Below are 15,093 nucleotides of genomic sequence, written 5' to 3'. Positions count from 1 at the left end.
TCCATGCTAGGTCTTACAGCGTTTCGGAACGGAGTCGCCACCCTTTGCAGATTTGGCTGCTGCCGCACGCGCGCGGTTTTTTTTGCTACTTGGCTTGCTCTTGGGTGGAGGTGGGCCTTTTGATCCACTCCGGGCAGATTTGATGTCACCGCTTTTGGGTCTGGCCTTACGGTCCTTACGGCTTTTCGGCTTTGCACCCGTCGCTTTGAACAGGCCATCTGCCTCACTTTTCGGATCGCTTCGACGTTCGGCTGCGCCCGCAGGTTTGTCCGGTTGCACCGCTTGTGAGTATTGTTGATCCGGCTTGGAAGGCGCACGACCTTGGGGTTTGGATTTGCTACGACGGCGGGCTGGCGTCTGATCGCGCTCATCCAGCCTGGTGCCTCTTTTGGGCGCAAACGGCTTACCCCCGGACTTGCGATTCAGCCCAGTTCGACCGGTTGCCGACAAATCCGGCGCCTGATCCAGACGCACAAGGTCTTTGGTCTTTTCGATTTTCATATCGGGACCAATGGCCGTTAGAAAACCTGCGACACTGGCTTCTCGGATTTCGACATAGGACACGTCTTCATCGATCCGAATGGCCCCGATGTCACCCTTGGTCAGATCACCAGCCTTGCATATCATCGGCAGCATATAGCGCGGGGATGCGTTCTGATTGCGACCCTCGGACAGTGAGAACCAGACGCTGGGACCAAAAGCGGCGCGCGGTTTCGGGCTGCGTTGATCAATCGCTGCCAGCTCTTCCGGGGCAGAATGGCGCAGCTTGAACTGCCGCAGATAAGCTGCCGCGATCTGTTCTGGTGTAAACTCCTTGATCAGTTTATGAACCGCTGGGCGTTCGCTATCTGTGATCTCGGTCTGCCAATCCTCTGACGCAAACATCCGCGCCTGATCTCGTTCGTTTACTTCTTGGGCTGACGGCGCTGTCCCCCAGTCCGCGGACAGCTTGGCGAATTTCAGGATACGCTCTGCCTTTTTCCGCGATGAAGGCTCGACGACCAGCGTACTGACCCCCTTGCGCCCGGCACGGCCGGTCCGGCCCGAGCGGTGCAGCAAGGTTTCGTGGCTGTTTGGCAGTTCCGCGTGTACCACCAGATCAAGGTTCGGCAGGTCAATCCCACGAGCGGCCACATCGGTTGCCACACAGACTCGAGCCCGCCCATCACGCATGGCCTGCAGCGCGTTTGAACGTTCAGCCTGGGTCAACTCACCCGAGAGCGCTACAACTGAAAACCCACGGTTCGACAGGCGCGCGGTCAGGCGCGACACCATCGCGCGTGTGTTGCAGAAAACGATGGCATTCGGAGCTTCGTAATAGCGCAACACGTTGATAATCGCGTTTTCACTATCCCGCGGGGCGACGGTCATGGCTCGATACTCGATATCGGCATGTTGGGTCCGTTCACTGACCGTGGTCACACGTTCTGCATCGCGCTGATACCGGGTCGCCAGGTTGGCAATCGCGCGCGGCACCGTAGCAGAGAACAACAGTGTCTGGCGGTCTATCGGTGTTTCATCAAGGATGAACTCCAGATCCTCCCGAAAGCCGAGGTCCAGCATCTCATCGGCTTCATCCAAAACCACCGCGCGGATGGCCGTCAGATCGATCGAACCCCGCATGATATGGTCGCGCAACCGCCCCGGCGTGGCGACAACGATATGAGCCCCACGCGCAAGCGCCCGGCGCTCATCCCGGATATCCAGACCCCCAACACACGAGGCCAGAAACGCGCCCGCATCGGCATATAGCCAACCCAGTTCACGCTTTACCTGCAACGCCAGCTCGCGGGTCGGCGCAACAACCAATGCCAGCGGGGCACCCGACGTTCCGAATGTTTCGTCTTCGTCCAGCAGTCGGTGCGCAATCGCCAGACCGAACCCAATGGTTTTCCCGGATCCGGTTTGGGCCGATACCAGCATATCGCGCCCGTCCAGCTCGGGCCGGGTAACAGCCTGCTGAACTTGGGTCAAAGTATCATAACCCTTACGCGCAAGCGCATCTGCAATGGTTTGTTTCACAGTGATGGTTCTTTGTATCGGCCAGAGGACGCAGGCTGCGCAGTATTGCAAACAACGCATCATCCAAAAGTAAAGACAGCCCCTTAACGGCTGTCATCCGCATTGTATAGACCGGAATACGGACATCGGCGCTATAAAATCAGCGAACACCCACCCGGAATGCCCCCTTTAGCTCGAATGCTCGCTCAATTGCGTAAACGTTTCAGGATAATAACCGACAAAGTCCGCCGCGGTCCGCGCCATGGGTAGATCACTCCAATGGCCATGGTCTTTCAAATAGGTCATTCGGACATTGTTTTGAGCATCATACTCCTGCAAAAGCGCATCCACATGACCGTCAAACTCTGTCGGGGCCACGCCCATTTGTGCGCATAGTTCTTTGTTGAAGGCCGGAACCGCCTTAACCCACTTGCCGGCCAGATAAATCGTTGCGTAACCGTGGTGCAGAAATATGGTTTTTCCGCCCATCGCCCGTTCCATTTTGGGCGTCGAAAAGTGGTTTACAACATCGCTTGTTCCAATAACAGCCGGTATCCCGACCGCGCGTAACGAGGCCACCAACAGGGACGCTTTGGGGATGCAAAAGGCTCGGGTTCTGGAGAGGACATCACTTGCGCGAAATCGCGTCGGGTCAACTGTGACGCCATACATATCGTACCTGATCTCGTCCCTGACGGCATAGAATAGGCGCACCGCCTGCGCGACAGGGTCGTTTTCACTGCCTATAGTGCGTTCCACAAAAGACGCGACCGCCGGATGATCGAAATCAAAGAACTCTGTAGCGACGAGGTTGTGTTCCGACAGCTCCGGGTCTCCGTAAGGTGTGAATATCATGTGTTGGTCCCTGCGTTTTGGTCACCGTGCACAACGTATATTCTACCCTGTAACGCGTGATGCATATTTAACATGTAATCTTCATAGCAGACTTGCCACTCGATCTGTGGCAACGCCGGGATCCAGAAGCAGGTTTTCATCGAGATTGGCCAGAATACCCTCCCCTTCAGCAATAACCCGTTCCAACCCAAAGACTTCACTCAGCAGATCATTGGCGAAGAAGCACAGATCGGTGCGGAAGCGACGGTGGTGTGGAGCGGTTTGGCCCGTGGCGGCCAGCGTGGCCTTGCCGAGATACGCGCAGCCTGCGACCAGCGAGAACTGCCGCAGGGCTGCGGTGGCAACGGCTTGGCTTGCCAGCCCGCGATTTGCCAGTCTGTATTCCGCGATCTTGATCTGCGACCGTTCCAGCGCGGCCACGGCATCCGTCAACTGCCGCCCTGCCCGGGCTACGGCGTCATTTTCGGATTGGATCAGGCCTTTTGCAACATCCCAATAGCCCCTGATCAGGCCCTGGACTTCTTCCTCAGGAAGGATCGCCAGTTTGCGCCCGACAAAGTCGAGTGCCTGAATGCCGTTGGTGCCTTCGTGGATCGTGGTCACCCGCGCATCGCGCCAGACCTGCGCGATACCGGTTTCTTCGACCACACCCATGCCGCCATGGACCTGAATGCCAAGGCAGCCGGACTGAATGCCGCTATCGGTGCAAAATGCTTTGGCTATCGGAGTCAGCAGGTCGGCTCGGGCTTGTGCACTGGAATCGCCTTTGCCGGCCTGGTCGATGGCGTTCCCCAGTTCCAAGATGATGCAGCGCCCAGCACATGCAAGCGCGCGCATGGTCAACAGCATGTTCTGCACATCCGGATGGGCAATGATGCCCCTCTCTGACTCCGCCAGCGGACCTGTGCCCTTGCCCTGCTTGCGTTCTTTGGCAAATTCCAGCGACTTCTGGTATGCCCATTCCGAAGCGCCCACGCCCTGCGTCGCCACTGCCATCCTTGCATTGTTCATCATGGTGAACATCGCCATCAGGCCCCTATGCGGCTGGCCAATCAGCCAACCCCGGCTGTCCCCACCCTCGCCAAACCGCATGACGCAGGTGGGCGAGGCGTGCAGGCCGACCTTCTTTTCAATGCCAACGCATTTCACGTTGTTCGGCGTCAGCCCGCTATTTTCTGGAACGCTCTTTGGCACCAGAAACAGGGATAAACCACGGGACCCTTCGGGCGCATCGGGCAGGCGCGCCAGCACCAGATGCACGATATTTCCGGTCAGATCATGATCACCGTAAGAGATGAAAATCTTGGTCCCGCTGACCGCATAAGACCCATCCTCAAGCGGTGTAGCCTTGACTTTGACGACGCCCAAATCGGACCCGGCAGCGGGTTCGGTCAGCGCCATGGTGGCGGTCCATTCGCCCGAGGCGAGACGAGGCAGATAGGACTGTTTAAGCGCCTCGGACCCGTGTGCCTCAATCGTTTCTGCCGCGCCGACGGTCAGCAGGTTGCCCATGGCAAAGCCCAACGATCCGGTATGCCAGAACTCCAAAGCAGCAGCATAAAGCGCTGAGGGCAGACCCTGCCCGCCCCATTCCTCGGACAGGTTCAGGCCGACCCAGCCGTCTTCGACGAACTTGTCGAAAGCCGCCTTGTGGCCGGGGCCAGTGATGACTCCGTTGCCGTCATGGCGCGCGCCATTCCGGTCAAGGCTGGCATTGAGCGGCACCAGAACCTCGGCAGCGTAACGCCCAGCTTCGGTCAGGATAGCATGGGCAAGATCACGGTCGATTCTGCCCTCTGCCTCATCCCCGAACAAGCCAGTGCAGTGTTCAAGATAGAACAGGATATCATCGACCGGAGGGGTATAGGCCCAGCTCATCCTGCGCCTCAGTTCTTTAGCGGTTTGTTCTTGGTCAGCATATGAACCAGACGCGCCTGTGAGGTTTCGCGCTGTGCCAATGTGATCGTCGCGTCGCGTTCCAGCGCCATAAAGGCCAATTCGTCGCATTCGGCACCCGGCAGGTTCACACCGGCCATCACCCTTGCGATCTCTGTCGAGATACCAACGTCGGTTTCGCTGAACCGACCGGCTGCTTTTTCTGCCTCGGCAATGGCGACCAGACGGTCGAACAGGGCTTCACCGCCGGCCACAATTCTGGCCTTTTCGGGGGCTGTGTATCCCTCGGCAAGTTCCACGGCCTTGGCCTTAGCCGCCGACAGAACACGGTCGCGGTTCATGACGATGTCATCGGTCGGCTTCAGCACGCCCAAATCGCGTGCTTGCAGGGCCGAGCCTGAATTCACGCAGCCGATCACCGCGCGAAATCCAGCTTCGGTCCCGGCCAGTTTATCCGCATTCAGGTCCTGATGGCGCAGGGTCATCTGTGTCGCGCCACCCCACGCTGGTAGGATACCCACATTGCGTTCGGGCAGACCAGCATACAGCTCGGCATGCGCCACGACGTGGTTGGCATGGATCATCAGTTCCGCACCGCCACCAAGGGCCAAACCGCCAGCAGCCGCCACAACGGGGAAATCCGAGTACTTCAGGTTATGCCAAGCCATCTGACCGCCGCGCACGAACTCTCGCAGACCGTCCCAATCCTGACGGTTCACGAAATCGACGAACACATCCAGACGCGCGCCAGCCGAGAACGCACGGGCGTTGTCATTGCCGATCACCAGACCTTTGAAGTCAGCTTTGACTGCATCTATGACCTGCGCCGCCATCGCTGTCGCATCGGGGTCCAGCGCGTTCATCTTGGTGTGAACCTCAAAACACGCGATGCCATCACCCAAGTCCCAGATCGAAGCCGAGGCGTTGCCTGCAACCTTGTCCGATCCCTTCTTGATCGAGGCCAACGCCAGCACGCCCTCGGACGGTTTCACGGCGTGCAGACCGCCACCGGCTTTCTGCATCCGACCCTCGGCGGGGTAAAAGCCGCCATTCTCAGCCGCCTGACGCAACAGAGCGGGAATGGCGCGGCCTTCGGATTCCATCCGCTCGACAATCCAGTCGGCACCAACCTGATCGGCCAGCGCAAACGGGCCTTTCTTCCAGTTGTAGCCAAGCTGCATGGCCAGATCGATGTCGCCGATATTCTCAGCGATCTCACCGGCGATCTCCGCCGAGTAAGCCACGAAGTGTGACAGAACCGACCACGCATATTGCGCGCCCTTGTCGTCGTGGCTGCACAGCTTCTTCAGGTCAGACCAATCGGCCAAACAAGGCAGATCAGCGGTGCCTGCGGCGCGATATTCGATGATGTTCAGGTTCAGAACCTCGTTCACCCGCTCACCAGCCTCGTTCTTGCGGCGATAGAAGCCACCGGGGCCAAAGCGACCGGTCAGGCCCTTGTCCAGCATCGCCGCAAACGTCTTGTCCTGCGTGATGTCAAAGTTGCGGTGGTCATCGTCAGCCGACAGGGTCCTCATGAAGCTGCCCCAGACCAGCGGCACCAGCTGAATGCCGACAAAATCGAACAGACCAAAGATACCGGTGCGCGGAATACCGAACGGACGGCTCATGACAGCGTCGGTTTCCTCGACGGTCAGGCCCAGGCGGAACGCCTCGGACGAGGCGACCGACATCCAGTAGTTGCCGACGCGGTTGGCGATGAAGCCGGGCGTGTCGAAGCACATGATGTTCGACTTGCCCAGCAGGTGGTCGTTGATCGTATCGATCCGCGCCACAACTGCCGGGTCGGTATTCTCGTTCGAGACGATCTCGAGCAGTTTCATAATGCGCGGCGGGTTGAAGAAGTGGGTAACCACGAAGTCGCGCGCAAACCGGTCGCCCTGGCCTTCGGTCAGATCGGCCAGCGGAATGGTCGAGGTGTTCGACGACACGATCGAGCCATCCTTGCGGGCGGCCTCAACACGTACATAAAGATCGCGCTTGATCTGCAAATCTTCGAACACGGCCTCAACGATCCAGTCCGCCTCGGCGATGCGGTCGAAGTTATCCTCGACATTGCCCGTGCGAACGCGCGCCGCCAGGTCGGGATGCATGAAGCCACCCGATTTCAGCTGACGTTCAACACCGATCTTGGCCAGCTTGTCGCGGTCCTCCGCGCCTTCGGGCACGATATCCAGCAGATCAACCTCGATCCCGGCATTGGCCAGATGTGCCGCAATGCCCGAACCCATCGAGCCCGCACCGATCACAGCCGCGCGTTTGAGGCCCAGAGTTTCTGCGGTATTCGCAACAATGATAGAGTCCTGCGCTGTCATCCCTTAGCCCCTCACGTCAACAAGGTTTTCGATGACCAGCGCGATGCCCTGGCCGCCGCCGATGCACATGGTGACCAGACCAAACCGACCGCCGGTACGCTTTAGTTCATAGAGTGCCTTGGTGGTCAGGATTGCTCCGGTTGCCCCCAGCGGGTGGCCCAAAGCAACCGCCCCCCCGTTTGGGTTCAGCTTGTCTTCGGGAAAGCTGAGACCATCCGCGACCGAGATCGCCTGCGCGGCAAAGGCTTCGTTCGATTCAATGACGTCGATGTCGTCCAGTGTCAGGCCCGCGCGCTCTAGCGCAATCGGAACCGCCTTGACCGGGCCGATGCCCATGATCTCGGCCGGAACACCGGCCAGGCCCCAGCTCAGCACCTTCCCGATGGGTGCCAAGCCACGCTCTTCGACAACCTCGCCCGAGGCCAGCACAACACATGCGCCGCCATCGTTGATGCCCGAAGCGTTGCCAGCGGTCACCGAGCCCTCTTTGCGGAAGGCGGGTTTCAGACCGGCCAGAACCTCCAACGATGTGTCCGGTTTGGGATACTCGTCACGGTCAAAGGTCACCGTGCCCTTGCGGGTCTTGACCTCGACCGGCACGATCTGCTCGTCAAACCGGCCCGCCTCAATCGCGGCGCAGGCCTTCTTCTGCGAGTTCAACGCATATTCGTCCTGACGCTCGCGGGTTATCTGATATTTCTCGGCAACGTTTTCCGCCGTGTCGCCCATGGCCCCATGCCCAAACGGGTCGGCCAGCGTGTTGGTCAGCCAGTCATAGACATAGCCATTGCCCATTTTCTTACCAAAACGCATCCCGTCAACCGCCATTGGTGCACGGCTCATGGCCTCGGCTCCGCCCGCGATGGAGATCCTGCTCTCTCCATTCTGGATCATGCCCGCAGCTGTCGCGATGGCCTGCGCACCCGAACCACACAGACGGTTGACAGTCAGGCCCAGCGCCTCGTCAGGGCAACCGGCCTCTTTGACGACAGTACGGCCCAGAAACAGATCCGGCGCCTCGGTCGGGATCACGGTGCCAAAGACCGAGTTATCGACATCGGCAGGCGCCAGACCCGCGCGTTCGATGGCAGCTTTGGCGGCAAAGGTTCCCAACTCGGTTGGGGTAAAGCCAGCCAGGCTGCCCCCGAATGAGCCGATAGGAGTGCGTGCAGCGCTCAGGATGAATATGTCGGTCATAAGCGTTTCCGCCTTTCAATGATTGCAATAAGTGCCTTAGCGCGCGGCAAGAACCACGGCTGGATGGCTTTCGTTTTCGAACAACCGGATCACGTCATCCGCACGCTTGCGCAGAGCGGCGCGCTGGTTGAGGTATCCTTTGTCGGTCATCTCTCCATCTTCCTGAGATGGCGCATCGGTCAGAATCAGACCCCGGGCGACCCGGCCAGAGGACCCACCCCCCTGCCCGATCCTGGCCAACCCTTGCGCGATATGCGTGCGCAGAGCCTCGTTCTGCAGCAACACACCCGGATCGGCCTCGGGTTCGCCCGCGATCTCGCGGCATCCGGCAAGGTTCATAAACACCAGCACCCCGACCTCGTCCCGATCATGGCCAGTTATGACCGCATCCTGTACAGCCGGACGAAGGGCGTCGATGGTGGCCAGACGCAATGCGTTCACTTGCACCCAAGTTCCGGTCACCAGCTTGAAATTTTCAGAAATCCGCCCATCGAACAGAATGCCCTTGGCCGGATCATCATCCACAAGACGTCCCGCATCTCCGATGCGATAGAACCCGTCTTCGTCGAAGGATTCGGCGGTGGCCTTGTCGTTGCGCCAGTACCCCGGAGTGACCATCGGGCCGCGCAGGCGCAGTTCCATCTTGTCCTCATCCGGCACCATCTTGACCTCGCAGCCCTGCACCGGGACGCCCAGATTGTCGGGGCGGGTATTATCCGGCGGGGACATGGTTACGACCGGTGCCGTTTCGGTCGATCCCCAGGCCACATGGGCCACAAACCCGGGTTGCGCATATTTGTCGGACAGAGCCAAATACCGGTTCCAGGTCGCCTCGGGCAATGCAGCTCCGGCTGTAAACATACGGCGCAGGCGGCTGAAGTAAGATCGGGCGAATTCCTCATCCCGTTCCAACGCGGGGACCAGCAAGTCGAAACCTCGGGGGACCCCGAAATGGATTGTTGGCCGATACTTGGCCAGGTTGTCGATTGATTTCTGGAACAGCCCCGGCACGGGACGCCCATTATCGATCACCAGCGTGCCACCGTTTCTGAGCGCACACATGGACACCAGATTGCCGCCATAGACGTGGTTCCAGGGCAGCCAGTCTACAATCACCGGCGGCTCATCCTCGACAAACGGCCATTCGGCAGCCACCGCCGCCTGGTTCGAACAGATCATCCGCTGCGTAACGATCACCCCTTTTGGGGCACCCGTCGACCCAGAGGTGAACAGGATCTTTGCAATGGTATCGCCATCAATTACAGGCAGATCGGCGACCTGAGCAGTCTCAGCCTCAACCTCGGTCAGCGCATAAACTGCACCCGCCCCGCGCGAGGCAATGGTAGGAACGCCCATATCTGCCGCCAAGGCCAGGCTACGACCAAAAGCCTCGGCGTCTTCGGCAAAGACCAACCCCGGCGTAAGCTGTTCGAAAAGCGACCGGATACGGCCGAGATCAGAGAACTGCGAATAGGCCACTGAAATCGGCGCAACGGGAACCCCCAGAACCATTCCAGCAAAAGTAACAGCGGCGTGGTCAATGCTGTTTTCCGACAAGATTGCAATCGGTCGCTCAGCGCTCAACCCAAAACGGCTTAGTCCATTAGCCAAGGCACACACCCGGGTCCACAAACCGCTGTAGGTAATATCCACCTCAAGACTACGGTCTATGATAGCAACTTTATCACCCCTTACCTGAGCTTGCCGCTCGAGAATCCCCGGCACCGTCTCATGAGTTGCAGAATATCCGCTTTTATTGCTAATAATTAGTTCTCTTTCGGAGGTTTGCATGTGGATTCCCGCGATTGTCGCAACACTATCTTGCTATGATAGGTCTATTAATGAAACTCGCAAAGTAAATAACAATGTTATCTATTAAACGCAACCCTCTTGTTGCCCTGCAGCTTGTCGGGGTACGCTCATCAAGTCCAAGGCGAAGGGTGAAACTCAGGAGTCCGAATGGCAGACACACATAAAACGATGCCTTCGCTGGACCCTAGGAAATCCGACCGGGCACCCGATCTAAGCTACTTGGAATCCACATTGGGTTACAGAATGAAGAGGGCATTGGTTGCACTATATCGGGGAATTTACGACTCGCTGGGTGGCGACGGGCTGACCCTTGTGCAATTCTCTGTCTTGTCCATCGTTCAGGACAATCCCGGTATAGCACAATCTGAACTTGCCAAGGCACTTGGCGTTGAACGCCCCCGATTGGTACCGGTCATCGATACGCTGGAAAAACGCGGCCTGGCCGAGCGGCGCCAAAACCCCGAAGATCGCAGAGGGCGCATGATTTACCTGACAGCGGACGGCACATTTTGTATCAGACAACTCAAGATGAAGTTCGATGCCCATCAAAAAACTCTCAGGGATCAGATCGGTGGCGTGACATTCGATCAGTTGCTTGGAACGCTGGAGCGGATTTCGGACAGCGCCCCGGACAAAGGGCAGGAAAAGGATAGGCCAGATGAAAGCTGAGGCCGTGGAAACAATTGCGGGATCAGCCGCAAAACCCGTTCTGCTCGAGCGGCACTGCTCGGTGCGCCGCACTGTCGAGATCGTCCTCGACAGCTGGAGCTTTCTGATCCTGCGCGAAGCCTTCTTTGGCGTGAAACGGTTCGATACATTTCAGGCCCGTCTGGGCATTCCCCGTCAGACATTGTCTACCAGGTTGAAAAAGCTTGTGGAAAACGGGCTTTTGTCGATTGGAACGCGCGACAGCGGTCGCAGCAAGCAGTATTTCTTTACCCCTCGGGGGAAGGATCTATTTGGCATCATGCTGTCGCTGATGGAATTCGGCGACAAATGGCTGGCAGATGATGAGCCGCCGCCCTTGCAGCTGATCCACACCCGATGCGGGAAAGCATGTCATCCGATCACGGTGTGCTCTGAATGCAAGACACCGGTAACCGCGCATGATGTTACGTACCGCGATGGGCCGGGGGCCGGGTATTCCCCGCCCGAGGCGCGTCCTGTAACACGTCGCAGTTCCGATCCGAACGTGTTGCAGCGGGTGCGCCCGTGCTCTGTGGCGCGCAGCCTGTCCAGTATTGGAGATCGGTGGAGCTTTCTCATCCTGCGAGAGGGCTGGTTTGGTGTACGCCGCTTTGACGAAATGCGCGAGAAACTCGGCATTGCTACGAACATCCTGACAGACCGCCTGAACCGATTGGTTGATGCAGGAGTGTTTCGCAAAGTTCCCTACAATGCAGCCGGAGATCGGTTTGAATACCGCTTTACCAAAATGGGTATCGATCTTTACAAGCCGATGCTTGTGATGATGGCGTGGGGCGACAAATGGCTCAGCGATGGTCGCCCCCCACTTAGACTTCGCCACAAGAAGTGTGGCAAGGATTTTCATGCCCAGGTGGTGTGCAGCGAGTGTCTGGAACCGATAGCGGCCACCGACACAGACTACACGTTGACTTACACATTGAAGGAATAAGTCTTCCCGTCCTCAAAGCCGTCCGGTGCCGCCGTTTTGCAAGCTTCAGTCGTTGCTGGTGATTGTGCCCCGCTCGATCATGAACATACGATCCAAAAGGTCTTCGCAGTGCTGCGTGTTGGATTCCGAGATCAACACCGTAACCCCTTCTGATTTCATATCGGCGAGAATATCCGAAATACGGCGGGCCAGGACCGGCGCAATGCCTTCGGACGGCTCATCCAGCAGCAACAATTTGTTGCCCAACATAAGCGCACGCGCGAGGGCGACAAGTTTCTGCTGACCCCCGGACAGGCTGGTCGAAGGCCGTTCGCGCAATGCCTCAACTTCGGGGATGAGTTTGTAAATCCACGCCAAACGGTCCTGCCAGTCGGGAATGCCGACAGACCAGACAGGCGTCAGGATGTTTTCTTCGGCTGTTTGCGAAGGCACCAGTCGCCTGTCTTCGGGCATGTAGCCTATGCCCAGCGTAGCCCGCTGATGGGCCGGTGTCTTGGTCAGTTCAAAATGGTCAAAGGAGACCTGCCCGGACACTGGTGGGATCAGCCCCATGATTGTCCGCAAACAGGTGGTTTTGCCAGCTCCGTTTGCACCAATCAGCCCGACCATCTGACCGGTTTCGATTTCAAAAGACCCGTCCCGAATGATCCGTGCGGGTCCGATGTCGACATTCAACCGTGAAGCTTTAAGCACGTCCGGTCTCCAATGCTTGTACGGTTCCAGCAACCGGCCCATGGCCTTCCCCAAGAACGTATTCGATTACCTTCGGGTCCTGCAGCGCGACATCAGGTGTCGCGTCGCAGATGATCTCACCCTGATAGAAAGCCAGTATCCGGTCGACGTAGCGCTGCACGATCTCCATATCGTGCTCAACAAACAGAACCGCAGTCCCCTGCTCCTTCAGCGCGTTTACGACAAGGTCCATCAGGCCGAACTTCTCGTCGCTGGATACCCCCGATGTCGGTTCATCCAGCAGCAGCAGCTTCGGGTTCGAGACCACAGCCATCGCAATGTCCAGCAGCTTGCGCACACCCTGGGACAATGTACTCGCCACCTTGTCGCGATGTTCGGTCAGGTTGTAGCGGCTCATGATCTGTTCGCACTCGTCGATCCGATCATCGGACAGCAATGGCGACAACAGTGATCGCTTTTCCTGATTGGCCAGAGAAACCGCAATCAGCAGATTTTCCAGAACCGTCATGGTCATGAACACCTGACTGATCTGAAAAGACCGGCAAACACCCATGTTGGTGGCAACACGCGGTTTGATCCCCGTGATGTCCCGGCCCGCAAACTCGATCAGGCCGTTTGTGGGTTTCAGATACCCGGTGACCATGTTCACAAACACGGTCTTGCCAGCACCATTCGCTCCGATAATGCCGACAACTTCGCCGTCTGCCACATCGACGTTAATGTTGTTAGCGGCCACGATTCCGGCAAAGGATTTATGAAGATCTCTGACGCGTAAAACGGAAGTGCTACTCATGAGACTTCTCCCTTTTTGGTCCAGAAGCGCTGGACCAGTGACCACAATCCTTCGGGAAGGAAGAAGATGATTGCCAACAACGTTCCGCCAACGATGAGTTGCCATGCGTGCGGGGCCAGTTCGAATGCAAATGTCCTCAGGAACTCAAAGGTGATCGCGCCAATAAAGGGTGCCACAACACTGCCCGGACCGGACATGATTGTAATAAAGACAAGCTCTCCGGACACGGTCCAGTTGACCATGGAATCCGGGTCAACCTGCCCGAGGGCCATCGCCATCACACCACCTGCAACACCCGCCAATGCAGCAGAGATCACATATTTAATGTGAACCGCCTTGGCCACGGAATAGCCCAGATACTCTACCCGGATTTCATTGTCGCGCACGGATGTCGTCAGATGCCCCAGCGCCGAACGCAGGTAAAGCTGCACGCCCGTAATTGCGATGATGCAGATCAGGATGATCGCCAGAAACAGCGGATACTTGGTCTGCGGTTGCCAACCCAGGATCGTTGTTTGCGAAACCGAGAAACCATCGGTGGACCCCAGCGCCTCGGACTTGATCAGAATACCGTAAAGCACCATCGAAAAGGCCAGTGACAGCATGGCAAAGAAGATGCCCCGGTAGTGGCGCAGGACGAAGCCCAGCAAGAACCCAACCAGACTGGATACGATCAGGGCCGCCCCAAGGCGCAGGATGAGGTCCGTGGCGCCGGTGTATTTTTCCAGCAGGGCCACCGCATAAGCGCCCAGACCGAAATACAAGGCATGGCCAAACGAAACCAATCCGGTGCGCCACAGCAGCAGAAGCCCCAACACAGCGAGGCCCCGCGCCAGACCAAACATGGTATTGTTCAATATCCAGTTCGGCAGCAGAAAGCCCGCAGCGGCAAGAACAAGGAAGCCGACAATCGCCCAGCGAATTGTGTTGTCTGATAGTGTCGATCTGATCATCATATTTTCCGGGCTTTGGCGGGAGCGAACAATCCTTCTGGGCGCACCATCAGAACCGCAGCCATCACCGCGAAGATTACAAAGAGTTCGAATTCGGGGAACTTGTGCACTGCCACCGCACGTAGAATTCCCACCATCAGTGCGCCGATCAACGCGCCGGGGATTGATCCCATTCCACCGATCACCACAACGGCAAAGCTCAGCACGATAACGTCGATCCCGATTCCCGGAGCGACCGAAACAGTCGGCGCGATATAGGCGCCCCCCAGTGCTCCAAGCGTGGCACCCGCCACGAAGGTCCATACAAAGACGGCGTTCACGTTGATACCGATCGCAAGACTGATCTCTCGGTCATAGATCACTGTTGTCAGGATCTTACCCCAGCGGGTCTGAGTTAGGGCGTACCAACATGCAAGCGCGACGAAGGCTGCAAGCCCCAGCAATGTCAGTGAATAGACATCCCGGAAGATCCCGCCAAGCTCAACGCTGCCTAAAACGACCATGGGCTGGAAAGCGAAATAGGGGTTAACGCCAAAAACGAGGATGATGAGGTCTTCCAATACCAAAAACAGGCCGAAGGTGGCCAGGATGACGATGACCTCTTCGTGCTCGTACAGCTTGCGCAGGATTACCCGCTCGATCACCAATCCAAGCACAAGCCCCACGAATACCGAGGACAGGATTATCAGAACGAACCCAAACCAATCCGGGAAACCCAGTTCTGCCGCAAGGCCGATTGTATATGCGGCCGAATAAGCGCCCCAGGCATAGAAACCGCCATGGGCTACGTTCAGTATTTTCATCACGCCAAAGACGATCGTCAATCCGACTGAGACGATGAAGAGGTACGATGCGTAACTCAGACCATCGAGAAGGATCGTGAGGGTTGTTTGCATTTGCTTTCCCCGGAAAGACAGCGGC

General features: G+C 57.8%; 12 protein-coding genes. 2 read left to right on the top strand and 10 right to left on the bottom strand.

What is annotated here, in order from left to right; translation table 11 throughout:
• Positions 1 to 6 precede the first annotated feature (6 nt).
• The 6 genes from ACP0GE_RS01565 to ACP0GE_RS01540 all read right to left on the bottom strand — a co-directional run bounded on the left by ACP0GE_RS01565 (position 7) and on the right by ACP0GE_RS01540 (position 10,076).
• The gene (locus tag ACP0GE_RS01565; RefSeq protein ID WP_424830243.1) at positions 7 to 2,022 is read right to left on the bottom strand and encodes a DEAD/DEAH box helicase; all 2,016 of its coding nucleotides are present in this window, start codon (positions 2,020 to 2,022) and stop codon (positions 7 to 9) included.
• A gap of 168 nt (positions 2,023 to 2,190) precedes the next feature.
• Positions 2,191 to 2,856 (bottom strand): transglutaminase-like domain-containing protein, encoded by a 666-nt coding sequence (locus ACP0GE_RS01560; protein WP_424830242.1) that lies wholly within the window; start codon positions 2,854 to 2,856, stop codon positions 2,191 to 2,193.
• A gap of 81 nt (positions 2,857 to 2,937) precedes the next feature.
• On the bottom strand, positions 2,938 to 4,734 hold the full coding sequence (locus ACP0GE_RS01555; protein ID WP_424830241.1) for an acyl-CoA dehydrogenase family protein: 1,797 nt from the start codon (positions 4,732 to 4,734) through the stop codon (positions 2,938 to 2,940).
• Between the two features lie 8 nt (positions 4,735 to 4,742).
• Complete coding sequence (locus ACP0GE_RS01550) at positions 4,743 to 7,088, bottom strand: 3-hydroxyacyl-CoA dehydrogenase NAD-binding domain-containing protein (RefSeq protein WP_424830240.1); 2,346 nt, start codon at positions 7,086 to 7,088, stop codon at positions 4,743 to 4,745.
• 3 nt (positions 7,089 to 7,091) lie between these two features.
• Positions 7,092 to 8,285: an acetyl-CoA C-acyltransferase gene (locus tag ACP0GE_RS01545; protein WP_424830239.1), complete on the bottom strand. Its 1,194-nt coding sequence runs from the start codon at positions 8,283 to 8,285 to the stop codon at positions 7,092 to 7,094.
• A gap of 36 nt (positions 8,286 to 8,321) precedes the next feature.
• Positions 8,322 to 10,076: an AMP-binding protein gene (locus tag ACP0GE_RS01540; RefSeq protein WP_424830238.1), complete on the bottom strand. Its 1,755-nt coding sequence runs from the start codon at positions 10,074 to 10,076 to the stop codon at positions 8,322 to 8,324.
• Positions 10,077 to 10,244: 168 nt separating this feature from the next.
• Here ACP0GE_RS01540 and ACP0GE_RS01535 point away from each other — a divergent pair, with 168 nt between their 5' ends.
• Entirely contained in the window at positions 10,245 to 10,766 is a 522-nt protein-coding gene (locus ACP0GE_RS01535) for a MarR family winged helix-turn-helix transcriptional regulator (protein WP_424830237.1), read from the top strand.
• Positions 10,756 to 11,733: a winged helix-turn-helix transcriptional regulator gene (locus ACP0GE_RS01530; protein ID WP_424830236.1), complete on the top strand. Its 978-nt coding sequence runs from the start codon at positions 10,756 to 10,758 to the stop codon at positions 11,731 to 11,733. The genes ACP0GE_RS01535 and ACP0GE_RS01530 overlap by 11 nt, the downstream gene beginning before the upstream one ends.
• A 45-nt stretch (positions 11,734 to 11,778) precedes the next feature.
• On the opposite strand, the gene ACP0GE_RS01525 is transcribed toward ACP0GE_RS01530, so the two are convergent.
• The 4 genes from ACP0GE_RS01525 to ACP0GE_RS01510 are packed head-to-tail and all read right to left on the bottom strand — an operon-like array spanning position 11,779 to position 15,068.
• Positions 11,779 to 12,426: an ABC transporter ATP-binding protein gene (locus tag ACP0GE_RS01525; protein WP_424830235.1), complete on the bottom strand. Its 648-nt coding sequence runs from the start codon at positions 12,424 to 12,426 to the stop codon at positions 11,779 to 11,781.
• On the bottom strand, positions 12,419 to 13,219 hold the full coding sequence (locus ACP0GE_RS01520) for an ABC transporter ATP-binding protein (protein ID WP_424830234.1): 801 nt from the start codon (positions 13,217 to 13,219) through the stop codon (positions 12,419 to 12,421). The genes ACP0GE_RS01525 and ACP0GE_RS01520 overlap by 8 nt, the downstream gene beginning before the upstream one ends.
• The gene (locus ACP0GE_RS01515) at positions 13,216 to 14,172 is read right to left on the bottom strand and encodes a branched-chain amino acid ABC transporter permease (RefSeq protein ID WP_424830233.1); all 957 of its coding nucleotides are present in this window, start codon (positions 14,170 to 14,172) and stop codon (positions 13,216 to 13,218) included. Before ACP0GE_RS01515 ends, ACP0GE_RS01520 begins: the two co-directional genes overlap by 4 nt.
• The gene (locus ACP0GE_RS01510) at positions 14,172 to 15,068 is read right to left on the bottom strand and encodes a branched-chain amino acid ABC transporter permease (RefSeq protein WP_424830232.1); all 897 of its coding nucleotides are present in this window, start codon (positions 15,066 to 15,068) and stop codon (positions 14,172 to 14,174) included. Before ACP0GE_RS01510 ends, ACP0GE_RS01515 begins: the two co-directional genes overlap by 1 nt.
• Positions 15,069 to 15,093: the final 25 nt, after the last annotated feature.

Origin of the sequence: Ruegeria sp., assembly GCF_965243365.1 — a bacterium.
Taxonomy (GTDB): domain Bacteria; phylum Pseudomonadota; class Alphaproteobacteria; order Rhodobacterales; family Rhodobacteraceae; genus Ruegeria.
This window is presented reverse-complemented; position numbering and strand designations above follow the sequence as displayed.

Bases quoted from the DNA above. Each gene is read 5' to 3' on its own strand.
- ACP0GE_RS01560 (WP_424830242.1), bottom strand. From the start codon at position 2,856: ATGATATTCACACCTTACGGAGACCCGGAGCTGTCGGAACACAACCTC.
- ACP0GE_RS01555 (WP_424830241.1), bottom strand. From the start codon at position 4,734: ATGAGCTGGGCCTATACCCCTCCGGTCGATGATATCCTGTTCTATCTT.
- ACP0GE_RS01550 (WP_424830240.1), bottom strand. From the start codon at position 7,088: ATGACAGCGCAGGACTCTATCATTGTTGCGAATACCGCAGAAACTCTG.
- ACP0GE_RS01545 (WP_424830239.1), bottom strand. From the start codon at position 8,285: ATGACCGACATATTCATCCTGAGCGCTGCACGCACTCCTATCGGCTCA.
- ACP0GE_RS01540 (WP_424830238.1), bottom strand. From the start codon at position 10,076: ATGCAAACCTCCGAAAGAGAACTAATTATTAGCAATAAAAGCGGATAT.
- ACP0GE_RS01535 (WP_424830237.1), top strand. From the start codon at position 10,245: ATGGCAGACACACATAAAACGATGCCTTCGCTGGACCCTAGGAAATCC.
- ACP0GE_RS01530 (WP_424830236.1), top strand. From the start codon at position 10,756: ATGAAAGCTGAGGCCGTGGAAACAATTGCGGGATCAGCCGCAAAACCC.
- ACP0GE_RS01520 (WP_424830234.1), bottom strand. From the start codon at position 13,219: ATGAGTAGCACTTCCGTTTTACGCGTCAGAGATCTTCATAAATCCTTT.
- ACP0GE_RS01515 (WP_424830233.1), bottom strand. From the start codon at position 14,172: ATGATCAGATCGACACTATCAGACAACACAATTCGCTGGGCGATTGTC.
- ACP0GE_RS01510 (WP_424830232.1), bottom strand. From the start codon at position 15,068: ATGCAAACAACCCTCACGATCCTTCTCGATGGTCTGAGTTACGCATCG.